25 protein-coding genes are annotated in these 23913 nt (G+C 30.7%); 7 read left to right on the top strand and 18 right to left on the bottom strand.

Annotated features, from left to right (window positions below):
• Nucleotides 1-5: 5 nt before the first annotated feature.
• The 18 genes from CCANL266_RS09410 to uvrB form a co-directional block, all read right to left on the bottom strand.
• Nucleotides 6-329: an acyl-CoA dehydrogenase family protein gene (locus CCANL266_RS09410; protein WP_280525488.1), complete on the bottom strand. Its 324-nt coding sequence runs from the start codon at nucleotides 327-329 to the stop codon at nucleotides 6-8.
• A gap of 12 nt (nucleotides 330-341) precedes the next feature.
• A complete protein-coding gene (locus CCANL266_RS00595) occupies nucleotides 342-1145 on the bottom strand; it encodes an acyl-CoA dehydrogenase family protein (RefSeq protein ID WP_216657295.1) in 804 nt (267 codons plus the stop codon).
• A 10-nt stretch (nucleotides 1146-1155) separates the two neighbouring features.
• Nucleotides 1156-2667, bottom strand: a complete 1512-nt coding sequence (gene caiT / locus CCANL266_RS00590; protein ID WP_216657294.1) for an L-carnitine/gamma-butyrobetaine antiporter — start codon at nucleotides 2665-2667, stop codon at nucleotides 1156-1158.
• Between the two features lie 9 nt (nucleotides 2668-2676).
• Nucleotides 2677-3459: an enoyl-CoA hydratase-related protein gene (locus tag CCANL266_RS00585; RefSeq protein WP_126213574.1), complete on the bottom strand. Its 783-nt coding sequence runs from the start codon at nucleotides 3457-3459 to the stop codon at nucleotides 2677-2679.
• 10 nt (nucleotides 3460-3469) lie between these two features.
• Nucleotides 3470-4336, bottom strand: a complete 867-nt coding sequence (locus tag CCANL266_RS00580; protein ID WP_172229919.1) for an electron transfer flavoprotein subunit alpha/FixB family protein — start codon at nucleotides 4334-4336, stop codon at nucleotides 3470-3472.
• Nucleotides 4337-4348: 12 nt separating this feature from the next.
• Nucleotides 4349-5083, bottom strand: coding sequence for an adenine nucleotide alpha hydrolase family protein (locus tag CCANL266_RS00575; RefSeq protein WP_172229916.1), 735 nt, complete (start codon nucleotides 5081-5083; stop codon nucleotides 4349-4351).
• 157 nt (nucleotides 5084-5240) lie between these two features.
• Nucleotides 5241-5777, bottom strand: a complete 537-nt coding sequence (gene pth / locus CCANL266_RS00570; RefSeq protein ID WP_172229913.1) for an aminoacyl-tRNA hydrolase — start codon at nucleotides 5775-5777, stop codon at nucleotides 5241-5243.
• Complete coding sequence (locus tag CCANL266_RS00565) at nucleotides 5774-6310, bottom strand: 50S ribosomal protein L25/general stress protein Ctc (RefSeq protein ID WP_172229910.1); 537 nt, start codon at nucleotides 6308-6310, stop codon at nucleotides 5774-5776. Before CCANL266_RS00565 ends, pth begins: the two co-directional genes overlap by 4 nt.
• Before the next feature lie 64 nt (nucleotides 6311-6374).
• Entirely contained in the window at nucleotides 6375-7568 is a 1194-nt protein-coding gene (locus tag CCANL266_RS00560) for a type IV pilus twitching motility protein PilT (protein WP_172229907.1), read from the bottom strand.
• Nucleotides 7569-7576: 8 nt separating this feature from the next.
• Nucleotides 7577-8521 carry a transaldolase gene (locus CCANL266_RS00555; protein WP_172229904.1) on the bottom strand — a complete coding sequence of 315 codons (945 nt, stop codon included), beginning with the start codon at nucleotides 8519-8521 and terminating at the stop codon, nucleotides 7577-7579.
• Nucleotides 8521-9021, bottom strand: coding sequence for a chemotaxis protein CheW (locus CCANL266_RS00550; protein WP_172229901.1), 501 nt, complete (start codon nucleotides 9019-9021; stop codon nucleotides 8521-8523). Before CCANL266_RS00550 ends, CCANL266_RS00555 begins: the two co-directional genes overlap by 1 nt.
• A gap of 4 nt (nucleotides 9022-9025) precedes the next feature.
• A complete protein-coding gene (locus CCANL266_RS00545; RefSeq protein WP_172229898.1) occupies nucleotides 9026-11395 on the bottom strand; it encodes a hybrid sensor histidine kinase/response regulator in 2370 nt (789 codons plus the stop codon).
• Nucleotides 11396-11404: 9 nt separating this feature from the next.
• Nucleotides 11405-12349: a chemotaxis protein gene (locus CCANL266_RS00540; RefSeq protein ID WP_172229895.1), complete on the bottom strand. Its 945-nt coding sequence runs from the start codon at nucleotides 12347-12349 to the stop codon at nucleotides 11405-11407.
• Between the two features lie 9 nt (nucleotides 12350-12358).
• A complete protein-coding gene (locus tag CCANL266_RS00535) occupies nucleotides 12359-13087 on the bottom strand; it encodes a UDP-2,3-diacylglucosamine diphosphatase (protein WP_172229892.1) in 729 nt (242 codons plus the stop codon).
• Nucleotides 13087-13569, bottom strand: coding sequence for a transcription elongation factor GreA (gene greA, locus CCANL266_RS00530; RefSeq protein WP_224315973.1), 483 nt, complete (start codon nucleotides 13567-13569; stop codon nucleotides 13087-13089). The genes CCANL266_RS00535 and greA overlap by 1 nt, the downstream gene beginning before the upstream one ends.
• A gap of 2 nt (nucleotides 13570-13571) precedes the next feature.
• The gene (locus CCANL266_RS00525; protein ID WP_172229889.1) at nucleotides 13572-14615 is read right to left on the bottom strand and encodes a glycosyltransferase family protein; all 1044 of its coding nucleotides are present in this window, start codon (nucleotides 14613-14615) and stop codon (nucleotides 13572-13574) included.
• Entirely contained in the window at nucleotides 14612-15247 is a 636-nt protein-coding gene (locus CCANL266_RS00520; protein ID WP_172229886.1) for a uroporphyrinogen-III synthase, read from the bottom strand. Before CCANL266_RS00520 ends, CCANL266_RS00525 begins: the two co-directional genes overlap by 4 nt.
• A gap of 7 nt (nucleotides 15248-15254) precedes the next feature.
• On the bottom strand, nucleotides 15255-17213 hold the full coding sequence (gene uvrB, locus CCANL266_RS00515) for an excinuclease ABC subunit UvrB (protein WP_172229883.1): 1959 nt from the start codon (nucleotides 17211-17213) through the stop codon (nucleotides 15255-15257).
• Between the two features lie 85 nt (nucleotides 17214-17298).
• On the opposite strand from uvrB, the gene CCANL266_RS00510 reads away from it, so the two are divergent.
• From CCANL266_RS00510 to CCANL266_RS00480, 7 genes are all read left to right on the top strand, one after another.
• On the top strand, nucleotides 17299-17526 hold the full coding sequence (locus CCANL266_RS00510) for a hypothetical protein (protein ID WP_172229880.1): 228 nt from the start codon (nucleotides 17299-17301) through the stop codon (nucleotides 17524-17526).
• Entirely contained in the window at nucleotides 17513-17773 is a 261-nt protein-coding gene (locus CCANL266_RS00505) for a hypothetical protein (RefSeq protein ID WP_172229877.1), read from the top strand. The genes CCANL266_RS00510 and CCANL266_RS00505 overlap by 14 nt, the downstream gene beginning before the upstream one ends.
• 4 nt (nucleotides 17774-17777) lie before the next feature.
• Nucleotides 17778-18254, top strand: a complete 477-nt coding sequence (locus CCANL266_RS00500) for a type II secretion system protein (protein ID WP_172229874.1) — start codon at nucleotides 17778-17780, stop codon at nucleotides 18252-18254.
• Between the two features lie 12 nt (nucleotides 18255-18266).
• On the top strand, nucleotides 18267-18860 hold the full coding sequence (locus tag CCANL266_RS00495; protein WP_172229871.1) for a type II secretion system protein: 594 nt from the start codon (nucleotides 18267-18269) through the stop codon (nucleotides 18858-18860).
• Nucleotides 18861-18863: 3 nt separating this feature from the next.
• The gene (locus CCANL266_RS00490) at nucleotides 18864-19427 is read left to right on the top strand and encodes a prepilin-type N-terminal cleavage/methylation domain-containing protein (RefSeq protein WP_172229868.1); all 564 of its coding nucleotides are present in this window, start codon (nucleotides 18864-18866) and stop codon (nucleotides 19425-19427) included.
• Entirely contained in the window at nucleotides 19427-21271 is a 1845-nt protein-coding gene (locus tag CCANL266_RS00485) for a primosomal protein N' (RefSeq protein WP_172229865.1), read from the top strand. Before CCANL266_RS00490 ends, CCANL266_RS00485 begins: the two co-directional genes overlap by 1 nt.
• A 64-nt stretch (nucleotides 21272-21335) precedes the next feature.
• Nucleotides 21336-23885, top strand: a complete 2550-nt coding sequence (locus tag CCANL266_RS00480) for a bifunctional aconitate hydratase 2/2-methylisocitrate dehydratase (RefSeq protein WP_172229861.1) — start codon at nucleotides 21336-21338, stop codon at nucleotides 23883-23885.
• The last annotated feature ends 28 nt before the right edge of the window (nucleotides 23886-23913 follow it).

Below are 23913 nucleotides of genomic sequence, written 5' to 3'. Positions count from 1 at the left end.
CTCCTTTATCTGTATTGTTTTAAAATAGCACGTCCTAATGTAAGAATTTGCATCTCATCACTACCGCCGCTTAATCTATCTATTCTTAAATCTCTCCAAAATCTTGAAGTTCTATGCCCAGTAACTCCAATTCCCCCTAAAATTTGTATAGCAGTATCTACAACATAAAATGCTTCATTGGCACAAAAATATTTGCACATTGCACTATCACCTGAATTAGCAATATTATTATCCATCTTCCAAGCACATTCATAAACCATATTTTTCATAGCATTTAATTTCATTGCCATAAAAGCGATTTTTTCTTGAATAAGCTGTGTTCTTCCTATAGCTTCTTTAAACTACACTCTAAGATTTGCATATTTGCAAGCATCTTCAAAGGCACAATAAGCAGTTGCATAATTAGTCACTGCTACTAAAAATCTTTCCGCATCAAATTCTTCTTTTACCCTTTCAAAACCTTTTCCTTCTTTTCCAAAAAAGTCTTTTTCTTCTAATTGCACTTCATTAAAAGTAATTTCACAACAACTATCCATCCTTAAACCTAATTTATCTAAAGGAGTAATTTTAATTTCTCCCTTTACATTTTTTACATCTATAAAAAATTCAGAATAAACAGGAGTTTGACTACTTGCATCTTTTGCCATAACTATTAAATAAGGGCAATGTAAAGAACTTGTAATAAAACATTTCTGTCCATTAAGATAAATTTTGCCATTTCTTCTTTCATAGGTACTTTTTAAGCTTCCCACATCGCTACCTGCACTAGGTTCAGTGATTGCTGAATTAAACATTTGCTCGCCACTTCCACGATAAGCAAACACCTTATCAATTTGTTCTTTTGTACCATGTCTTAAAATAGTTCCAAAACCTGGTAGTTGATATAAAACATAAGTTGGACCACCTAATCTTCCAAGTTCTTCCCAAATAGCCGTAAGAGTTACCATATTAGCACCCATACCGCCATGCTCTTCATCTAAAAGCATAGTATCTACACCAAGCTCAGCCAAACCTTTAACCCATTCTATAGGATATTGGTGCTTTTCATCACATTCTGCAAAATAGCTTTCCCAATTTCTTGAACTCATATAATCTTTAATTCCAGCTACAAAAAGCTCTTGTTCTTCATTTAATCTAAAATCCATTTTTTACTCCTTAAAACCATTGTCTTTTTTTGGCATCTTTAATAAATGCAACTATCAATAAAATATTTACAATAAACAAAGGACAACCCCCAGCAATAATAGCTGTTTGTATAGGTTTTAATCCTCCTAAAGCAAGTAAAGTTACCCCTACAACGCCTACTAAAATGCACCAACCAATTCTTATAAGTAAAGGCGGTTCTTCATCTTCTTTTACATTCTTGCAAGTGCTCATCGCTAAAGTATATGAACTTGCATTGATTAAAGTAATTGTTGCGATAAAACAAAAGATAAAAAATCCAAAAATTGCTACAGTAGGAAATGGCAAATGCGACCAAATTTCAATAATAGCTCTAGGGCCACCAAATTGATTAATAATAGCTCCAATATCCAAAGCATTATCTACCATTAGTTTCATAGTATTGCCACCTAAAATTCCCCAAAGTAACCAAGTAGAAGAACTAATTCCTACAACCATTCCTATACATAATTGTCTTATCGTTCTACCTTTACTAATGCGTGCTAAGAAAATGCTCATTTGTATTCCATATACTATATACCAGCACCAATAAAACACAGTCCAAGCTTGAGGAAAACCATTATTGCTAATGCTATCTGTATAAAAAATCATACTTGCAAAATGACTTATAAAAGCACCTACGCTATCTGTAAAATAATTTACAATAAAGGCGCTAGAACCTAAAATAAAACAATAAGCCATCATAATAAACATCATATAAGTTCTAATATCTGCAGCGATTTTAATCCCTTTTGAAAGCCCAAATACAACACAAATAATATTAAACACAACCCAGCAAGAAATAATAGTCATATCAAGCATTAAAGTTCTTTCAATACCAAAAAGATATTGCATACATTCTGTTACTATAGGAGTTGCCAAACCTAAAGAAGTTCCCATTGCAAGGATTAAAGATACGATATAAACATTATCTATTAAAGCACCCAAAAATCCCTTAGAAAGTTTCTCGCCAATAGCAGGAGCTAACATTCCGCTAGGGCGGATTACATCTGCTTTTTTTACAAACATAAAATAACCAAAAGCTACCGCTAAAAGTGCATAAGATGCCCACGGTAATGGACCCCAGTGAAACATAGAATAAGATAAAGCCACTCCCATTGCTTCTTTAGACATAGGAGCATAACCAAAAGGTAAAGAAGTTGCATAATAATAAACCTCAAGCACAGCCCAATAAATAATAGCCGCACTAGTACAACTTGCAAACATCATAAAAATCCAATTTAAAGTGCTAAAATCAGGCTTAGAATCTCCTAATTTTCTATCCTTTAAAGGACCAAAAACAAGCCAGCACCAAGCAATCAGCATCACAACCATATACCACTCAAACACAAAGCCCCAATTTTTTGTTACATAATTAAAAATATTATTAATTACAACATTAGCACTATCAAGGTCTCTAACTACTAAATAGCCTAGCAGTATAATGACTAATAAAGAAGGAAAAAACGCCTTCGCTTCAATCGTATTTTTTTGTTTATTTTCCATCATAGCACCTCATTTGCCTTGCCATTTAGCTTCTCTTTTTTCCATAAAGGCCTTAGGACCTTCAATACCATCAGCAGTCTTTTCTATAAAACGATAAGCTATATCACAATAAGCAGTTGCGTCTTCAAGGCTCATTTGCTTTGCTCTATGGAAAATCATCTTAGAAAATTCCAATGAAAGAGGTGCGTTTTTGCATATTGTTCTTGCTAATTCATAAGCTTCATCAAGCAAATTTTCACTACTTACAACTTTATTAATAAGATTATGTTTTAAAGCTTCATCAGCCTTAATCACACGGCCTGTTAGCATCATATCCATTGCAAGTTTTGTAGGTATATCTCTTGCTAATCTTACCAAACCACCCGTTGATGCAATAAGCCCAACTTTTACTTCAGTTAAACCAAATTTTGCATGTTCTGCAGCAACAATTAAATCGCAACTCATTGCAATTTCCATACCGCCACCTACAGCAAAACCATTTACAGCAGCTATGATTGGTTTTTTGCTAAGGCGATTAGTAATACCACCAAAACCATGCGGAGTAACCGTTGCGCATTCTCCACTAGAGCTAAGCTCACTTAAATCCTCTCCTGCGCAAAAAGCCTTAGAACCTGCACCTGTAATGATAATCACTCTTACATCTTTATCATTTTCTGCTTTATTTAAAACTTCTTCCATTGCATAACTTGTAACGCCATTTAGTGCATTTGCCTTGCTTTCTCTATTTATTTTTAAAAGCAAAATTCCATCATTTAATTCGCAAATTAATCCCTCATTTTCAAAATAAATCATCTTTTATCCTTTATTGTATGAGTTGTGCTAAAACTTCTTTTAAGTCTCCAACAATGGCTAAATCTGCTTGTTCAAAGATTGGAGCTTTTTCATCTTTATTGATAACAACGATTTTTTTAGCGTCTTTGCAACCTACCATATGCTGAACTTGTCCGCTAATACCCACTGCGATATAAACATCTGCTCTAGTGATATTTCCACTAATTCCAACATATCTTGACTTATCAATCCATTTTTCAGTTTCGGCTATTGGTCTTGAGCAAGCAATTTGTGCATTGATTTTATTTGCGTATTGGTAAGCTAAATCAAGGTCTTGTTTTTGTGCAAAACCACGCCCAACAGCTAAAATAAGTTTTGCTTTGGTTAAATCCACATCGTTACTTTGTTTTTTTCTTTGTTCGTTGATATGAATTTTATTTTTAGTAATTTGAATATTTTTTGCTTCTATATCATTTAAAGCAAGTTCATAATCATCAAAAATATAATTAGGACTTAAGCTTATAAAGGCTAAATCAGATTCTATTTGGCTTTCTTTTACTAAAGCACCGCCATAAGCTAAATTTTTAGTTTTAACTTTATCTTCTAAGCTAAATTCTACAACATCACAAACCACACCAGCATTTAAATAACCTGCTAATAAAGCAGCAATATCTTTAAAATAACTTGAAGTTATAAATAAGGCTTTTTGGCAAGAAGATAGCTCTTTTGCTAAGTAATTTACGCTTTCTAAAATACTTGTTTGCTCATCTATTTGCAAAAGGATTTGCTCTTTAGCGCAAGTACTCATTGCCTTTGTGCAAAAATGCACATCAATTTCACTTATCTTTTTTACTATTTTTAAGCTATCAATATCATTTGAAAAAACAAAAACTTTCATAATATGCTCCTTTTAAAATAACTTTTCTAGCTCGGCTTTGAAATTTTCAATATTTTTCATATCAAAAATTTGTTTTGCTCTATCTTGTGCTTTTGGTAAATTTAAAGCAATGCAATTTACTAAAGAATTTTGCTCTTTAACATTTTCTTCTTTTACAGGTTTTTTTGCAGCGGCTAAGATAGCTTTCATACCTGGAATTTTTGCTTCAAAACTTTCAGGATTAATGGATAAAACGCAAGGAGTTGCAACGCTTATTTTCATCTCATTTAATGCGTCGCTACTCATTAGTATAAGTGTATTTTCTACTTTTTCTATATCACTTACGGCATTTACATAAGCATAATCTAGTTTTGCTGCTAAATATGGTGCAAAAACACCTTGAAATAAATCAGAAGAAGCCTGTGAAGCTAAAATAATATCAGCTTGAATATTATTCATATAATCAGCTAAAATATTTGCACTTGCAATGCTATCGCTGCAAGGAGTTTTTAAATGAATTAACTCATCTAAACCACGGCTTAAAAGGTCTTTAGAAAGTTTGGAATTTAACAAATCGCCTATGTAAAGTCCGATAATTTGGCAATCTGCTTTTAAGGATTTAATCTTTAATGCACATTCAATCGCACTAAGATCAAAGTTAGAAATTTTTAATGGTGTTGTGGTATCTAATACCCCCCCCCCATTTGACGGTGAAAACTTCAATTGTTCTTCATCATAAACAATTTTAGTACAAACTAATATTTTCATTAGCTCTCCTTTACTTAAAATAATATTAATTTTATAAATTAATTATAAAAATTAATGTTTTTTATTCTAGCTTTGCAAACTTATAATTTTCTTATGAAAAATTAATTTTAAATTTGAGTTTTTGATTAAAATGTATTTGTATTATTATTTAAAATAATTAGTGAAATTTATTTTGACTTTCTTGTATGCTATTATTTAATAAGAATTTTAAGACTTCTTTGCAGTGTTCTAAAAAGTCTTTTAATTTTTCTTTTTCATCTTTATTAAATTCTTCAAGCACAAAATTAATAACTTCTTCTTTGTTTTGCGGTCTGCCTATGCCTATGCGAAGTCTTTCGTAGTCGTTGCCGATGTGTTTGTCTATGCTTTTTAGCCCATTATGCCCGCCGCTTGAACCAGCTTTTTTTATTTTTATTCTGTTAAATTCAATATCCATCTCATCGTGGCAAACTATTATTCTTTCAACCTTATAAAAATCAACAACCTTAGCAACGCTAATACCTGAATTATTCATAAATGTTTGTGGTTTTAAATATAAATATTTTGAATCTTTGTATAATTCTCCATCGCAAGATAGTTTAACCTTGCTTGGATTATTTTCTTTAATAAGTAAATCAAGAAACATAAATCCAATATTATGGCGAGTGTTTGAATAACGCTCGCCTGGATTTCCTAGTCCGACTATTAAAATCATCTAGCTTTTTCTACGCCAACTACCGCTACTCTGCCTGCATCAATAATTTTAACTTTATCACTAACTTTAATATCACGAACTAATAAAGCATCACCAACATCAAGATTTGTAACATCAAGTTCAAAATTATTTGGTAAATCTTCTGCTTTACATTTTACTTTTAAACGGCGTTTAGATTGAATTAACACACCTTTATTTTTTAAACCAATAGCACTTCCTACTACTTTTACAGGAACCATATAAAAACTTTCAACACCTTTTAATGCAAGTTTTAAATCAACATGCAAAATAGCACTTGTAACTGGATGGTGCTGATAATCAACGATAACTACTTCATAAACTTTTCCATCAACTTTTACAGGGAAAATAAGTCCATCTTTTTTACGAACTTCTTTGATAAATTCATTTACTTTAAAAGTTGCGTGAATGTTTTCTGTGCCTTTGCCATAAATGTTAGCAATTAGCATACCATCTTGTCTTGCTTGCTTAGTAGCTTTTCTACCAATACTCTGTCTAATTTGTCCTTCTAACATATTAATCCTTTCAAAAAATAAAAAGCGATGATTATATCGCTTCTGCTTTAATTAAAACTTAATTTTAGCCTTCAATTGTATTATTGCTAACCAATCTAAATTTACTTACTTTTGCATTTGCATCTTGATTTGCAAATTTATATCCATCAATTTGCACTTTTAAATCACTTGGGTTACTTGCTTTATCGTAAGCTTCTTCTTCGCTAATTCTACCTTCTGTGTATAAAACAAATAAATGCTGGTCAAAAGATTGCATCTTCATTGTACCATCTTTTAAAATTTCACTTATTGTATTTTCTTTATAATCTAAAATTGCTCTTTTAATTCTTTCATTTCCTCTAAGAATTTCTACTGCGGCTGTTCTTTTACCGTCTGTGGTTCTGCATAATCTTTGAGAAACAACTGCTCTTAAAACACTTGATAACGAGCTTCTAATTCTATTTTGTTCTTCTGATGGAAACATACCTAAAATACGGTTTATTGTCTCTTGTGCATTAATAGTATGCAAAGTACTTAAAACTAAGTGTCCTGTTTCTGCTGCGTGCATAGCAACTTCAATAGTTTCTAAATCTCTCATCTCACCAACTAAAATAATATCAGGGTCTTCTCTAAGTGCTGCCCTTAAAGCATCGCTAAAATTAATAGCATCTTGCCCTATGTTTCTTTGATTTACGATTGATTGTGCTGGTTCGTATTTAAATTCAATAGGGTCTTCAATTGTAATTATATGTCTTTTAAACTTGTGATTTATATAATTTAGCATTGAGGCTAGAGTTGTGGTTTTACCACTACCTGTTGGACCTGTAACTAAGATTAATCCTCTTGATTCAGTATCAGCTATCTCTTGTAAAACGCTAGGCAGTCTTAATCCAACAAAATCAGGCATTTTATCAGGTATAACCCTAAAAACTGCACTAGGACCACGAGTTGTAAAAAATAAATTCACACGGAATGAACTTGCATATTTAAATTTTGTTCCTTCTTTGTTTGTTTTTGGATCATACGAAAAGTCTATATTTTTATTTTCTACAAATCTTTTAAAATCTGTTCTAGTAAGCACTTTACAAAGCTCAACCATATCATCTCTGCTTAAAACTCTATCTGAGACTGAATTAATCTCTCCGTGAATTCTAGCCTTTGGAGTAGCACCTGAGGTTAAGTGTAAATCACTACCACCTTGGTCAATTAAGGAATTTAAAAAACCATCTAGCTCATCTCTTAATTCCCAGCATAATTTATCAATATCTATTTCTAACATAAAAACCCCTATAAAATATTTAATATATCATCATAAGCCTTATTAAACTGCTCTAAACCATCATTTAATAATTTTTTACATGCTTGATTATATTCTTCAATACTTAGCGTTTTAAAAATAAATTCTTTAGCTTTTTCTTCGCTTGTTAAAGCAATTGGAGATTTTTTGTTTTTATAAGCAAGAATTGCATCAAGCGGTGCTGTATTTATGGTGTTTAAAAAGGCTAATTCCTCTAAATAATAATCTTTATTTAAATCTTTAGATTTAACTCCAGTTGAAGCAAATAAAGCTCTTACATTCTCATCTTTTACGCTATTTGCACAGTAAATTGCGTTTTGAATTCCTATTTGATTTTTTTGTGAATATTTATAATTTAACGCTGCATCTAACCTGCTTACAAAAATACTTACAACACCTTTATTATTGCTTTTAGATTTTTTTATACCACTTGAAATAGCATCATTACAAGCTTTTGCTTGTTCTTGTGAAAAAATCAAAGTAGCATTAATGCTAATTCCGTGTGCTGCAAGAGTATACATAACCTCATAACCAGCCTTTGTTGCAGGAACTTTTATCATTAAATTAGGCATATTTACCAAATTAGCAATTCTTAAACCTTGAGCAATGCTAGCAGCTGCATTATCACATAAAGTTGGTTCTAACTCGTAAGAAATAAAACCATCATTATTATCTTTTTTATATAAATATGCCATTTTTTTAGCTGCTTTTTTTATATCTTCTAAAGCTAAGAATAAAAATAATTCTTTTTTATCTTTTATATTTAGTTGAGATATTTTATTTTTATAGTAAGCGCTCGTGCTAATAGCATTTTTAAAAATGCTTGGATTACTTGTTGCACCACAGAATTTATCAGCTCTTAAAAGCTGAATAAATTCATTATCTAAAAAAGAGTTTTCAATAAAATCACACCATATACTATATTTTGCTTTCATTAAAAATCTCTTTTCATTAAGGCTTCAACCTTTAAAATAGTTAAAATACTATTTTCTTGCTTACCAATTCCATCAATCATTCCCTTTTCTTTTAATAAGGTTTCAGGTGGTTGGTCTATATTACTTTCTTTTATTTTAATTGCTTCTGTTAATTTATCAATAACAAAACCAATATTACCTTCTTCGCCCTTTAAAACAATATAACGAGTATGCGCTGTATGTTTAGAGCTGCCTAAACCAAAACGCTTAGCTAAATCTATTAAAGGTATTACATTTCCACGCATATTAAATACACCTAATACATAATCAGGAACACTAGGAACCCTAGTGTATTCAATAGGTTTAATTATTTCTTGAATGCTTAAAATTGGAATTGCATACTCTTCTTCATCAATCATAAATCCAACCAATTGTCTTATAGCATCGTCTTTTACTTCTGCTGCATTATTTGAGCGAACTTGCTCTTGTTGTCTATTTAAAACTTGATTTAACTTTTCCATATTCTTATCCTAATTTTAAATTCTTTCTTACTACACTTTCTAAGTATTCAGCAGAATAAGGCTTAGTAATATACTCAGTCATTCCAACTTCAACACCTCTTAATCTATCGCTCTTGCTTGTTCTACTTGTAACAGCAATTAGTGGTAGATTTCTATATTTAGCGTACTTTCTAATTTCTCCTGCTAAGGTATATCCATCCATTCTTGGCATTTCAATATCAATTAGCATTGCATCAATTGCATGCTCTCCACTTTTTACAATGCCTAAAGCTTCTACACCATTACTAGCTTCAATAGTATGAATTCCTAGCGGCTCAAGAGACTTTTTCATAATATTTCTATCAATTTGTGAGTCATCAACCACAAGCACATTATAATCGCTTGGCTTTTCTTTCTTGCGTTTTTCTTGAGAATTTTCACTAGCTTTAATATCTACTTTAACATCTTTTGCCATATCCATCATAGCGCCAACATCAACAATTAAAGTAACCTTACCATCGCCACGAATTGTAGAACCCGCAATACCTGTGATATTTTGTAAGTAATAACCCATTGACTTAATAACTACTTCTTCTTGACCTATTAAAGTATCAACAATTACACCTAATTTACTAGCTCCTGCACCAACAACAACTACATAAGCTTGGTCGCTATTTTCCAATACTTGTTTAACCCCAAATAAGTCGCTAAGTCTTACTAAAGACAATACCTCATCTCTAAGTCTTAATACATTTTTACCTTCAATTGTGTAAATATCATCAATAGCAACTCTAACCGTTTCAAGAACACTAGCAAGTGGGATTGCATAAAATTCTTCTTGAGTTTTTACAAGTAGTGATTGAATAATTGCTAGAGTTAATGGAATTTTTAACTTAATTACAGTTCCTTTTCCAAGCTCACTATCAACTTCAATAAGCCCGTTTAGCTTATCAATATTTGTTTTAACAACATCCATTCCAACACCACGACCGCTAACATTTGTAACCTTTGCAGCAGTTGAAAAACCTGGTTTAAAAATAAGCGTATAAGCTTCTTTATCGCTCATATTATCTGCTTCTCTTTCAGTAATTACACCTTTTTCAATTGCTTTAGATTTTAAAGCATCAGGGTCAAGCCCTTTACCATCATCAGCAATTTCAATAACAATATGATTACCTTCATTGTATGCTTTTAACTGCACTGTTCCTTTTTCTGGCTTACCTGCGGCAATACGAGTTTGAGTATCTTCAACACCGTGGTCGCAAGAATTTCTAATCATATGCATAATAGGGTCGCCTATTTCTTCTACAATTGATTTATCTAATTCTGTTTCTTCACCTTCTAATTCAAGCTCCATTTGCTTGCCTAATTCACGGCTTAAATCTCTAACAACTCTTGGGAATTTGTTAAATACTTTAGCAATAGGTTGCATTCTTGTCTTCATTACAGCTAATTGAATATCAGTTGTAACTACACTTAATTGATTTACTACTTGGTTTAATTCTTCTATGAATTTTTCACCTTCATATCTTTCTTCCACATCATCATAAATCTTTAAAAGTCTATTTTTACCTAAAACTAGCTCTCCAATTAAATTCATTAAATTATCAAGTCTTTTTACTTCAACACGAATTGTTTGGTCCATATTTGAAGCGCCTTTATCTTGTGCTGCTGGAGCTTGAGTTTTAGAATTGCTTTCTTTTTTAGCACTTACAGAACTTGCACTAGCCGCCTTTGGCGCTGGAGTGCTTGCTGGGGTACTTGCTGGAGTGCTTTCTTTTTGTGCTGCTGGAGCTTCGTTCTTTTTTTGCTCTCTTCTTGCTTTGTCTTCTGCTTTTCTTTGCTTTAATAATCTTTCAATCTCAGCTTCAACCTCATCAGCACTTAAAGAATTCACATCAACTTCTTCATTACTATCATTTGCGTCGCTATCTTGAGCTACTAATTCTTCAATTTTTTGCTCAATATCTTTTTTATCTTCAACTTCAACACTAGCAACTTCTTTACCTTCGCTAATAGCAGTAAGTCTTGCACAAATAGGCTCAATATCCATATTTATAGCTGTATCATTGCCATTATCTTTTATGCTATGTAATAAATCTTTCATCATATCAATAGATTCTAAAACTACATCCATAATATCAGGGCTAATTACTAATTCGCCGTGTCTTGCCTTATTTAATACATCTTCCATATGATGTGTCAATTTTGTTAAAACATCAAAATTCAAAAAGCTTGATGAACCCTTTACGGTATGAGCAACACGGAAAATGCGGTTTAGCAACTCTAAATCTTCTGGATTACTTTCAAGTTCAACCAAATCGTGGTCTATTTGTTCAATTAATTCAAAGGCTTCTACTAAAAAGTCTTCTAATATCTCTTGCATATCTTCCATTTTCGCTCCTTACTTATTAATATAAGATTCAATAATTTTTGAAACTTCTTTATAAAATACATTTGCATCAAATTTAGTTAAAAATGCGTCTCCGCCAACATCTTTACTTTTAACTGCTGAAAATTCATTACTTAAAGAAGAGTTAAATATAATTGGAATTCCTTTAAATCTACCATCTTCTTTTAATTTTGCAGCAAAATGAAATCCGTCCATTTGCGGCATTTCAACATCGCTTATGATAACCTTAACTTGAGATGCGATATCTTTATCATATAAAGCATATAATTCATTCATTTTATTAAGCCCATCAACTCCATCTTTAGCCTCAATTACTTTAAATCCCATTTTAGCTAAAGCATCATGAACTAATTTTCTAGCAGTAGAGCTATCGTCAACTACAACTGCTGTTCCTGTCATTTTTTTAATTTCTTTTTCTTCAATATCAATTTTTGGAGAATAAATTCCAAGCTCTTCAACTATTCTTTCTAAATCTAAAATTAATAAAACTTCATCGTTTTCAATTTTAGCTATTCCTGTGATTTGGCTTTTATCAAAACCGCCAGTGTTTGTAGAAAAATCAGAACCCCTAATTGCACTTGCATTTATTCTTCTAATTCTTTTTGCTTCATGAACAATAAAACCAATCATAATATTTGAGAATTCAGCAATAATAATTCTTGGTTTTAAAACCATATCCTTTGGTTCAATAATATTCATCCATTTTGCAAGATTAATTACTGGTATCACAACTCCACGCAAATCAAACACTCCTTCAATATATTCAGGAACGCCTGGTAATTCGGTTAATGCTGGGATTTTAATAATTTCTTTTACCTTAGCAACATTTACGCCGTAAATCCCTTCATAAACTTTATTCATACCTTGCTTATAAATACGAAAATCTACAAGCTCCATTTCGTTAGAGTCAGCTTTTAATATCTTATCTTCAGCCATTTTTACTCCTTATTTTTTAAAGCATTGCTTTTTAAGTTCTGCATATTCTAGTATAAAAAAACTTCGGTCGTTTGCAAAAGCATCTAAATTAAAATAATCTACATTATCAAATTTATAAGATTTACCCTGATGAAAATGCCCTTCAATAATCATATCTATTTTTAGGTCATTTTTTTCTAAAAATGCCTTATAGCTTTGCATTCTCTTGCTTACTATTTCTTTAAAATTTTCTAGCTTTTTATAAAGTATTTTTACCTTTTGTCTATTGCAAATCTTTTTATAAATTAAATTAAAACATAAAGTGTTTAAAAGGCATAAAAATGTTAAAATAAAGTTATTTTGAAGTAAATTAAGTGCAAATTGAGTAAATTTTGGTAGAAAAATATCTCCGTGCGCAAGGCATAAAATTTTATTATTATGTCTTGCAAAAACCACTTCTCTTTTATATATTTTCACATTTGTAAAAATATTGTCTAAATAAAAATCATGATTTCCTGCAAAATAAATAAGCTCTATTTTATTAGCAAGTTCGTTAATCTTATCAATTACTTTTTTATTATCTTGAATACTTTTAGGGATTTTGCCTATTAAAAGTGCAAAAATATCTCCTAGTAAAATTAGCTGATTGCATTTTATTTTTTCACACAAAATTGCGTCTAAAAATTCATAAAAGCTGCTATCTTCTGGCATACAATGCACATCAGCTACAAAAATTGCTCCGTTTTTTATCTCAAGCATTAAAATTTTAATTCTTTATAACTTACACTTAAAATCTCATAACTTGCTTTGCCTTTAGGTAAATTTACTTCTATTTCATCGCCTTCTTCTTTACCTAGCATCGCTTTTGCAATTGGAGAATTTATACTAATATAACCCTTTTCTAAATCGCCTTCATAAGCACCAACAACACTTAAAGTTTTTTCTTCATCGCTATCTAAATCAAGCAAGGTTACCGTACTTCCAAAACGCACTTTATCATGATTAAATTCTGCAGGATTAACAATTTGTGCCTTTGCTAAAATATCGCTTAATTCTGCTATTTTTCCTTCTATAAAACTTTGTCTTTCTCTTGCTGCGTGGTATTCAGCGTTTTCTTTTAAATCTCCGTGAGACCTTGCGATATCTATTTCTTTTACAACATTTGGACGCTCAACCATCTTTAAATTCTCAAGCTCTTTGTATAATTTTTCATAACCTGCATTTGTCATTAAAATCTGCATTTTCACTCCTTGATAATTTGCTGTATTTGCTTTGAAAAATCTCCGCTTAAAAGCTCTCTTAAAAGTTTTGATTTTTCTAAAAATTCTTCTTTATTTCTTTGCATAAATTCTTTATACATTTCATCAATATCAAAATTTTGTATAAATTCTTTGTGAAATATTTTATTGTTTGTTTTATCAAAAATAATATTACATAAACCAATGTACTTAATTTTCACAAGATTTTTTGCAATGAGATAATCTATTATTTTAGCCTTATAACATAAACAAAAGCAAGTTCCAATTAAACCAGCCTGTAAAGATGCTGTACCTGAACAAATATAAGCAAACTCGCATTCTTTTAAAACACCTAATGTATCAAAACTAATCTTAAACTCACTTATATCGCCATAATAATCTAAGCTATCTTTTAAAAAGCTAGGCACACAAAGAATACATTCATAATCGCTAAATCTTTTTCTTAATTGTCTAAAAATAGGCATTAAAGCCTTAATTTCGCTCTTTCTTGAACCTGCTAAAAAGGCTATTTGTTTTTTAGAATTTACATCATTTTTAAAATAAGATTTTAAAGCATTAAAGCTTGGGTTTCCAAAATAATGCGAGTTTTTAAAATAATTTTTTTCAAAAGGTAAAATGCCTATTAATTCATCGCATAAAGCTTCAACAACCTTTATTCTTCCTTCTTTCCAAGCCCAAACTTGCGGCAAGATAAAATAAATTATTTTTCCTTTAAAGCCCTGCTTTCTTAACTCCTTTGCAAAAGGGATATTAAAAGCTGGGCTATCAATTAATAAAATCTTATCAATATTTTCTTTTAAAGCAATATTACATAAATCTTTAATCGCTCTTTTTGCCTTTAAAATTAATGGTAGAATTTGCACAAAACCCATAGCGTTAAATTCGCTAAAATCACAATAATTATTCTTATTTTGCACATTTATATTTTTATCAAAAATCCCATATAAACTAAGATTATTTAAACCATCTAAAATATGTTTTAAATGGTCATTTGCTGAATTTTCTAAAGCAATTGCTAATAATTTCACTTCATTTCCTTTGCTAATTTTATACACTCATCAATATTAGGATATTGCGGGATATAAATTTTATTTTTTGTGTATTTTTTAAGCTCATCTTCTGTACTTCTTCCAATACAAATAAGTCTTTGCTCATCAGCAATTATAGCCTTGTTTTTGCAAAAAAACGACCTTACGCTACTTGGTGCTAAAAAAATTAAAATATCATCTTTATTAATCTTAAATTCACACTCGCAATCAATATTTTTATAAGCGTTAATAATCTCAATATCAATGTTTTTTGAAAGCAAAAACTCATCTAAATTTGATTTAATCTCCTTTGCTTTTAAATATAAAACCTTACTTTCTAATTTGTCTAAGATTTCATATTTAAATTCGCTTGAATGTCCGCTGCAACCTGTATAAAACACATTATATGAAAGCTCATTTAAATACTTTGTAGTACTTAAACCTATGCTAAAAATTTTTATGTGTTTTGCTATTTTTATTTTATTAAATTCTAATGCTTTTACGGCATTTTTGCTAGTGATAATTACTGAATTATATTTAGAAAAATCAACACTAAAAGTATTATAAAATATCTTATTTACAACAATTTGTGCTATATTTTTATCTTGCTTTAAACCTACTAAATAAATCATTTTTATCCTAAATCTTTTTTAATTTTTTTATCTCGTCTCTAAAATAAGCTGCTTGTTCAAAATCAAGCTCTTTTGCTGCTGCTTTCATTTTTTTTGTTAATTCATCAACTAATTTTGCTCTTTCTTTAGCTGGCATTTTTTCTACTTTTTTTGGCATTTGATACTGCTCTTGTTTTAAAGTATTTTCTAGTCTTCTTTCAACACTTTTTGGAGTAATATTGTGCTTTTTATTATATTCTTCTTGTTTTTTTCTACGCATATTTGTAATATCTATTGTCTCTTGCATTGATTTTGTAATTTTTTGTGCATAAAAAATAACCCTGCCATTTACATTTCTAGCTGCTCTTCCTGCTGTTTGGATTAAACTTGTGCTTGAGCGTAAAAAACCTTCTTTATCAGCATCTAAAATAGCAATTAAACTTACTTCAGGTAAATCAAGCCCTTCTCTTAAAAGATTTATTCCTATTAAAACATCATAATCTTTACTTCTTAAACCCCTAATAAGCTCGTTTCTTTCAATAGCGTCAATATCAGAATGCATATATTTACACTTAATTCCTAAGTCTAAATAATAACTTTGCAAATCTTGTGCCATTTTTTTTGTTAAAGTCGTAATCAAAACTCTTTCATCTTTAGCTACGACCTTTTTTATCTCATCGTATAAATGTTCAATTTGATTTTTACTATCAATTACTTCTATTTTTGGGTCTAATAAACCAGTAGGTCTCATAATTTGCTCATAAACGCAGTCTTTACTAAGCTCTAATTCAAGCGGCGCAGGTGTTGCGGATACAAATAAAAAAAAGCAATTTTTTTCAATAAATTCATCAAATTTTAAAGGACGATTATCTAAAGCACTTGGTAAGCGAAAACCATATTCAACTAAAACTTCTTTTCTAGCCCTATCTCCTGCAAACATTCCACGAAACTGCGGTAAGCTAACATGGCTTTCATCTACAATTACTAAAAATGGTTTATTTTTAATAGCATAATAATCAAAAAGCGTATAAGGAGTTTGCCCTTCTTCTAAGCCGCTTAAATGCCTTGAATAATTTTCAATACCCTTGCACATTCCAGTAGCTCTTAGCATTTCTAAATCAAACTCAACCCTTTGTTCTAAACGCTGTGCTTCAAGTAATTTATTGTTATCGTTAAAGAATTTTAACCTTTGCTCTAGCTCTTTTTCAATTTTTATACAAGCTTCATTTAAGGTATCTTTAGCTACTAAAAATTGGCTTGTAGCGTACAAGGTAAAACTGTTAAATTCTTTAATTTTTTTTCCATCAAAACTATTAAATGAGTACATTCTCTCAAGCTCATCATCAAAAAATTCTAGCCTAATTGCATCATCTTCAAAATAAGCAGGAAAAATATCAACTACATCGCCATTTACTCTAAAATTACCCCTATCAAAAAAATTATCGTTTCTTGTGTATCCCATTGCTACTAAATGTAGCAACAAATCTCTTTGATTATATGTTTTTCCAAGCTCAAAATATTCCACCATTCCAATATATTCAGCAGGGTTACCAAGTCCGTAATTTGCAGACACAGAAGCAATACAAACACAATCATCAAAAGATAATAAAGACGCACTTGCACTAAGCCTTAATCTTTCTAAATCTACATTTACACTTGAATCTTTTTCAATAAAGGTGTCAGTTCTTGGGATATAAGCTTCTGGCTGATAATAATCATAATAAGATATAAAATACTCTACATGATTATTTGCAAAAAAGCCCTTAAATTCACTGTAGAGTTGAGCGCATAAGCTTTTGTTGTGGCTCATAATTAAAGTTGGCATATTAAGTTCTTTTATTACATTTGCCATTGTAAAAGTTTTTCCACTTCCTGTTACGCCTAAAAGGGTTTGATATTTTTTATTATTTTTAACACCTTGAACAATCTTTTTTATTGCTTGAGCTTGGTCTGGCGATGGAGTGAAATTGCTTTTTAATTCAAACATTATTTTTTCCTTAACATATTTACTATTACTTACTAAAATTGTGCTTTTTTAATTTTAATTAAGGTTAAACATCTAAGGAAATATTATGAACGAAATCACATCAACACTAAGTACAAAAATTGCTGATTTAATAGCAAAATACAATAATCTTAAAGCAGAAAACGAAAATTTAAGAAATGAATTAATTCAAGCAAAGGCTCTTGCAAGTGAGCAAAAAATAGAAATTGAAAAATTAGAAAATGAAGTTTTAGAAAAACAATTAGTTTTAGAAGATATAGAAAAATCATTAGAGCAAGTTTTTGAAACAAATTGACATTTCTTTAGGCGCTAGAAAATATAGCGCTAAAATACCAAACGACGATAGAAGCTATAAAATCAAAGCTAGACTTGATGAGCTTATTAGCAAAGATGTAAGCACGATTAAAATTGATGATTTTATAAAAGATTATCTAGCTTTGTTTTATTCATATGAGCAAATTAAAGAAGAAAATAAGCTTTTAACTGATAAAATACAAAAATTAGAAGAGGATATAAACAAAATAATAGAACAATTAAGGTGAAAAAATGAAAAAAGCTTATTCTATGATGGAGCTAATTTTTGTAATTGTAATTATAGGAATTTTAGCAAGTGTTGCTGCTCCAAAACTTTTTGTAACCAAAGATGATGCTGTAAAAGCTCAATTATTAAACACAATCCAAGAAATAAAAAAAGGTATAGAAGCTTACGCTGCTAGTGAATATATTGACAATGGTGTAAAAAAATATCCTGATAGACTTTGCAAAAAAGTAGGCTCATATACAGGTTGCCCTGGAAGTAAGCCTTTATTTGAAAATATCTTACAAACGCCTTCTGTACCAAGAAATGGTAAGCATGTTGGTTGGGATAGTTATAAGGATGATCCAAAGAAATATGTTTTTTTTCCTAAAAATAATAGTGATAAATATTATGCTTTTTCGTATGAGCCAAATACTGGGGAATTTAAATGCGATAGTACTTCAGCAGATACAAAAAAACTACCTTGCAGTGATTTAGGTATGTAAAAAGGAGAAGAGATGAAAAAAGCATTTACTATGATAGAAATTGTCTTTGTCTTGGTTATATTAGGTATTTTAGCAGGTATTGCAATGCCAAAACTATTTTTAACTAGAAGCGATGCCTTAGTGCTAAAGGCAAGAGATGAAGTAGCTAAGGTAAATGCAGCCTTACTTGCCCACGGACAAGAGCAAATGTATAAAACAGGTTTTATTACTTTTCCTATTTTTAACTGTACTAATAGAACAAATACAAAGGATGTTTGTATAATCACAGAACCATTTTCAGGAAAAGAATCTACATATTTTTCAAATCTTTTTGAAAGCGGTGCAGATACAAACGGGTATAAAAAAACAAATAATATTGGCTGGGGTAAAATCTCTGCACCATTTACAAAGCCAGAAAAAGACCAAGCAGCAATTTTTGATACAAATTTTAAATCAGGCGTAGCTGGTTCTCAAACAGCCTTTATAGTGTATATTACAGAAAACAAGAAAAAACCTAAAACTTATTATTTTGTTTATAATTACAAAGAAGGTAGGCTTGAATGTGTTAATCCTAGCGATTGGACTAGCAAAGATTTAAATGATTATCCTGCTTTAGAATGTTGGTAAAAGATGAAAAAATATAGTAAAAATAAAAAAGCTGTAAGTATGATAGAGCTTATAGTTGTAATCGTTGTAATCGGTGTGCTTTCTGCTAGTGCTTTGGTGTCTTTTTTTGATTTTAGATTTAAAGGCGATATCAAAAAACTTCAAAGTGAAGTTAATTCAGTAAATACATACTTACAAACTAAATTAACAGAAAATATATTTAAAGGAGATTACCGCTCTACGACTGAATTAACACCTATTAAAGGTAAAAATACCTTTGCAGGTTTAGTATCAGAAACTGGCTTTAAAAAATGGACACCTGTGTATGAAAATAAGAAAAAAAGCGATATCAGCGACGGCGGGGTTACAGGTATTAATGTTACAAATATAAAAAACCGCACAAATGACAAGGCAAAAACAAGTTTATTTAAATACGAAATGAACCCAAATGTAACTTTTTATTTTTCATACAATGATTATTCAGCAAGATTAAAATGCGAATATGTAGAATGCAAAGTATGCACAGATAAAAAAGGAAGTAGAAAAAAACTAATAAATAATTCTTTTGATTGTGAAAATAAACTTTAATGAATTATTACGAAGTTGCAATAATTAATCGCAATTTAGAAAAATTAAGTTATCACTCAAAAGAAGATATAAAAGCATTTACAAAGGTTTTGGTTCCGCTAAAATCTCAAGGTCTTGTAAATGCAGCTGTAATAAATAAATGCGATAAACCAAGTTTTAATACAAAAGAAATTAATTGTATAAATAATGAAATCTTATTTGATGAGCAAAAAAAATTATGTGAATTCATAAGCAAATATTACGCAGCAAATATATCTTTATGTTTAAAAGATTTTGTTTTTGCAAGTAGCTATGAAAAACAAGAATTTATCTATGAAAGTAAAGAATTACCAGAGCTTAGCACAAAGCAAGAAAATGCTTTAAAACATTGTAAGCAAAACCAATTTTCTTTAATTTTTGGAGATACAGGGAGCGGAAAAACAGAAATTTATACTCATTTAATAGATGAGTGTTTAAAAGAAAATAAACAAGTTTTATTTTTAATGCCTGAAATAAGCCTAACCCCACAAATGCAAAAAAGAATGCAAAAATACTTCAATTTTATTACTTGGCACAGCAAAATCACAAAGACAAATAAACAAAAATCACTAAAACAATTATTAAGCGGTGAAGTTAAATTAGTCTTAGGTGCTAGGTCGGCTTTGTTTTTACCATTTACAAATCTTGGCTTAATAATAGTAGATGAAGAGCATGATAATTCCTATAAATCAAGCACTTACCCTTGCTATAATGCAAAAGATTTAGCCCTTTATTTAGCAAAAATATCAAAGGCTAAAATAGTTTTAGGAAGTGCTACGCCTTCTCTTAATTCTTACATAAATCAAAATATTGCAAAAGTTAGGCTAAAAGGCTCTTTTAAAGAAAGCAAAAAAGAATTTGTTTATGATAACTCAAACACTCTTTTAAGCCCTTTGCTGCTATCTAATTTAAAAGAAAATTTAGAAAAAAAAGAGCAAAGTATAATATTTTTACCTGTGCGTGGAAATTTTAGGCAGGTTTTATGCAAAGACTGCGGACAAAAAAAATTATGTCCAAATTGCTCAATTGCTATGAGTGTGCATAATGATATTTACAAATGCCATTATTGCAATCATAAAGAAAAAATAAAACAAAATTGCGAATACTGCAATAGCACAATGCTAGAAAGTAAAATTCAAGGTACTGCACAAATTATGAGCGAATTACAAAAAATATTTTCTAATGCAGTAATTGCAAAATTAGATAGCGATGAGCTTAGCAGTGCAAGTAAATTAAAACAACTTTTAAATGATTTTAATGATAATAAAATTGATATTTTAATCGGCACTCAAATGGTTTCAAAAGGGCATGATTATGCAAATGTAACTTTTTGTGCTATCTTAGGACTTGATGAGTATTTGTTTTACCCAGATTTTAAAGCAAGAGAAAACACTTTAGCACTAGCAATTCAAGTAAGCGGCAGGGCAGGAAGAAGCAAAGAATCAAAGGTGTTAATTCAAACAAAACAAGAAGAATTTTTTAAAAACTATTTAAATGATTATGATTTATTTTTAGAAGATGAAGCAGCTTTTAGAATGAAATACCCACCATTTACAAGAATGCTAAGAATAATCATAGAAGATAAAGACGAAAATAGTGCAAATCTTTTATGCCAAGCAATAGCGAAAAATCTTTTAGATAGTAAAAAAGATGATGATTATGAACTTTTAGGCTATGGAAAATGTGCTATTGAAAAAATAAAAAACAAATACAGATACCAGCTTTTAATCAGCTCAAGGCACAAAATGTTACTTTCTAGCCTTGCACTAAATTATAAAATGTTACAAAACGTTACAATTGACATAGACCCAATCCATTTTTCTTAAGATTTTAATTATTAAGCAATTTTGCTTACTTATACTTTTGCAAACACACAAAAGGAGAAAAAAAATGGCATTCTTAGAAGAATACAAACTTTTAGTAGAACAAAGAGCAAAATTAGGTGTTCCACCTTTAGTTTTAAATGCAGAGCAAACAAAAAGAATTTGCGATGAATTAGAACAAAACACAAAGGATAAAGAAGAATTAAAACAATTGCTAATAAATAGAGTTGGCGTTGGCGTTGATGATAGCGCTTTGGTAAAATGCGAATTTTTACACAAAATTTTAAATGATAAAAGTACCTGTGATTGTATAAGTAAAGATGAAGCTATTACAATGCTTAGCACTATGCTTGGTGGATATAATGTAAATATTTTAGTTCAACTTTTAGAAAATGAAAAACTAGCAAGTAAAGCCGCTCAAGCCTTAGAAGATATTATTTTTGTACATGATGGCTTTAATAAAATAGTAAAATTGCATGAACAAGGAAATTCTTATGCTACAAGCGTTTTAAAAAGTTGGGCTGACGCACAATGGTTTAAAAAAAGAGCTGATTTAGCTGATGAAATTGAGTGCGTTTGCTTTAAAGTAAATGGAGAAACAAATACAGACGATTTAAGCCCTGCAAGTGAAGCATTTACAAGAAGCGATATTCCTTTACACGCTCAAGCAATGCTAGTAAGAAGACAAGAAGGCTCTTTAGAAAAAATTCAAGAGTTAAAAAAGCTTAATAAACAAATTGTTTATGTTGGAGATGTTGTTGGTACTGGCTCTAGTAGAAAATCTGCTATTAACTCGGTGCAATGGCATTTAGGTGTTGATATAAATGGAGTTGCAAATAAAAAAACAGGTGGTATTGTGATTGGTCAAACAATAGCTCCAATCTTTTTTAACACAGCTCAAGATAGTGGTGCTTTACCGATTATTGCTGATGTAAGCAAACTTGAAATGGGCGATGAGTTTATAATTGATATTAAAAATGAATGTATTATAAAAAATAAAGAAAAAATTAGCGATTTTAAACTAAGTCCTAACACAATCTTAGATGAAGTAAAAGCAGGTGGTAGAATTCCATTAATTGTTGGTCGCAGCCTTTGTGCTAAGGCTAGAGAAGTTTTAAAAATGCCTGCTGAAGATATCTTTAAAAAGGCAATTCAACCTGAAAATACTCAAAAAGGCTACACTCTAGCTCAAAAAATGCTAGGTCGTGCTTGTGGTTTAGAAGGAGTTGTACCTGGAATGTATATTGAGCCACAAACCTCAACAGTTGGCTCTCAAGATACAACAGGACCAATGACAAGAGATGAAATAAAAGAATTAGCTTCTTTAGGCTTTAATGCTGATTTTGTTTTACAAAGTTTTTGCCATACTGCTGCTTATCCAAAACCAAGTGATGTAAATACTCACGCAACCTTGCCAAGCTTTATGTCTAGTCGTGGTGGGGTTAGTTTAAAACCTGGCGATGGGGTTATTCACTCTTGGCTTAATCGTTTTGTTTTACCTGATACGGTTGGTACAGGCGGGGATTCTCATACTCGTTTTCCACTTGGAATCGCCTTTCCAGCAGGAAGTGGTTTAGTAGCCTTTGCAGCAGTTACTGGTGCTATGCCGCTTAATGTTCCAAAAAGTATTTTAGTGCGTTTTAAAGGAGAGCTTCAAGCTGGAATTACTTTAAGAGATTTAGTAAATGCCATTCCTTTAGTTGCAATCAAAGAAGGTTTATTAACTGTTGATAAAAAAGGTAAAAAGAATATTTTTGCTGGAAAAATTCTTGAAATTGAAGGCTTAGAAAGTCTAAAAGTAGAACAAGCTTTTGAATTAAGCGACGCTAGCGCTGAAAGATCAGCTGCGGCTTGTTGTGTAAATCTTAGCGAAGAAAGCGTTGCTGAATATCTAAAATCAAATATCGCCCTAATTAATGCAATGCTAGATGCAGGTTATGAAAGCAAACAAACCTTAATTAGACGCCGTGATAAAATGCAAGAATGGTTAAATAATCCTGTGCTTTTAAGAGCGGATAAAGATGCAAGTTATGAGCATATTTTTGAAATTGATTTAAATGAGATTAAAGAACCTATTTTAGCTTGCCCGAACGACCCTGATGATGTTGCTACTTTAAGTGATGTCCTAGCAAATAGCAATAGACCGCAAAATATTGATGAAGTTTTCATTGGTTCTTGTATGACAAACATTGGGCATTACCGTGCAGCAGCTGAAATCTTAAAGGGTAAAGGTATGCTAAAAACTAGATTATGGATAGCACCACCAACAAAAATGGATAAAGCACAACTTACTAAAGAAGGTTATTACAGTATTTTTGGTGCTAGTGGTGCTAGAATAGAAGTGCCAGGATGTTCTTTATGTATGGGTAATCAAGCAAGAGTTAATGATAATGCGGTTGTGTTTTCAACCTCAACAAGAAATTTTGATAATCGTATGGGTCTTGGTGCTAAAGTTTATCTAGGAAGTGCCGAACTTGCAGCGGTTTGTGCCTTGCTAGGAAGATTGCCTAAGCTTGATGAATATCTAGCATTAAGCAATGAAAAATTAAGTGATAAAGCAAAAATTTATCGTTATTTAAATTTCAATGAAATTGAAAATTACAAACTAGAAGATTAATTTTTAGAAAGCTTTTTTAAGCTTTCTA

Source organism: Campylobacter canadensis (genome assembly GCF_013177655.1).
Classification (GTDB): Bacteria; Campylobacterota; Campylobacteria; order Campylobacterales; family Campylobacteraceae; genus Campylobacter_E; species Campylobacter_E canadensis.
This window is presented reverse-complemented; position numbering and strand designations above follow the sequence as displayed.

Bases quoted from the DNA above. Each gene is read 5' to 3' on its own strand.
- CCANL266_RS00560 (WP_172229907.1), bottom strand. From the start codon at position 7,568: ATGTTAGAAATAGATATTGATAAATTATGCTGGGAATTAAGAGATGAG.
- CCANL266_RS00550 (WP_172229901.1), bottom strand. From the start codon at position 9,021: ATGGAAAAGTTAAATCAAGTTTTAAATAGACAACAAGAGCAAGTTCGC.
- CCANL266_RS00500 (WP_172229874.1), top strand. From the start codon at position 17,778: ATGAAAAAAGCTTATTCTATGATGGAGCTAATTTTTGTAATTGTAATT.
- CCANL266_RS00565 (WP_172229910.1), bottom strand. From the start codon at position 6,310: ATGTTAGAAGGACAAATTAGACAGAGTATTGGTAGAAAAGCTACTAAG.
- uvrB (WP_172229883.1), bottom strand. From the start codon at position 17,213: ATGTTTGAATTAAAAAGCAATTTCACTCCATCGCCAGACCAAGCTCAA.
- CCANL266_RS00595 (WP_216657295.1), bottom strand. From the start codon at position 1,145: ATGGATTTTAGATTAAATGAAGAACAAGAGCTTTTTGTAGCTGGAATT.
- greA (WP_224315973.1), bottom strand. From the start codon at position 13,569: ATGCAGATTTTAATGACAAATGCAGGTTATGAAAAATTATACAAAGAG.
- pth (WP_172229913.1), bottom strand. From the start codon at position 5,777: ATGATTTTAATAGTCGGACTAGGAAATCCAGGCGAGCGTTATTCAAAC.
- CCANL266_RS00485 (WP_172229865.1), top strand. From the start codon at position 19,427: ATGAATTATTACGAAGTTGCAATAATTAATCGCAATTTAGAAAAATTA.
- CCANL266_RS00540 (WP_172229895.1), bottom strand. From the start codon at position 12,349: ATGGCTGAAGATAAGATATTAAAAGCTGACTCTAACGAAATGGAGCTT.
- CCANL266_RS00520 (WP_172229886.1), bottom strand. From the start codon at position 15,247: ATGATTTATTTAGTAGGTTTAAAGCAAGATAAAAATATAGCACAAATT.
- CCANL266_RS00555 (WP_172229904.1), bottom strand. From the start codon at position 8,521: ATGAAAGCAAAATATAGTATATGGTGTGATTTTATTGAAAACTCTTTT.
- CCANL266_RS00580 (WP_172229919.1), bottom strand. From the start codon at position 4,336: ATGAAAGTTTTTGTTTTTTCAAATGATATTGATAGCTTAAAAATAGTA.
- CCANL266_RS00495 (WP_172229871.1), top strand. From the start codon at position 18,267: ATGAAAAAAGCATTTACTATGATAGAAATTGTCTTTGTCTTGGTTATA.
- CCANL266_RS00545 (WP_172229898.1), bottom strand. From the start codon at position 11,395: ATGGAAGATATGCAAGAGATATTAGAAGACTTTTTAGTAGAAGCCTTT.
- CCANL266_RS00480 (WP_172229861.1), top strand. From the start codon at position 21,336: ATGGCATTCTTAGAAGAATACAAACTTTTAGTAGAACAAAGAGCAAAA.
- caiT (WP_216657294.1), bottom strand. From the start codon at position 2,667: ATGGAAAATAAACAAAAAAATACGATTGAAGCGAAGGCGTTTTTTCCT.
- CCANL266_RS00490 (WP_172229868.1), top strand. From the start codon at position 18,864: ATGAAAAAATATAGTAAAAATAAAAAAGCTGTAAGTATGATAGAGCTT.
- CCANL266_RS00585 (WP_126213574.1), bottom strand. From the start codon at position 3,459: ATGATTTATTTTGAAAATGAGGGATTAATTTGCGAATTAAATGATGGA.
- CCANL266_RS00510 (WP_172229880.1), top strand. From the start codon at position 17,299: ATGAACGAAATCACATCAACACTAAGTACAAAAATTGCTGATTTAATA.
- CCANL266_RS00575 (WP_172229916.1), bottom strand. From the start codon at position 5,083: ATGAAAATATTAGTTTGTACTAAAATTGTTTATGATGAAGAACAATTG.
- CCANL266_RS00535 (WP_172229892.1), bottom strand. From the start codon at position 13,087: ATGCTTGAGATAAAAAACGGAGCAATTTTTGTAGCTGATGTGCATTGT.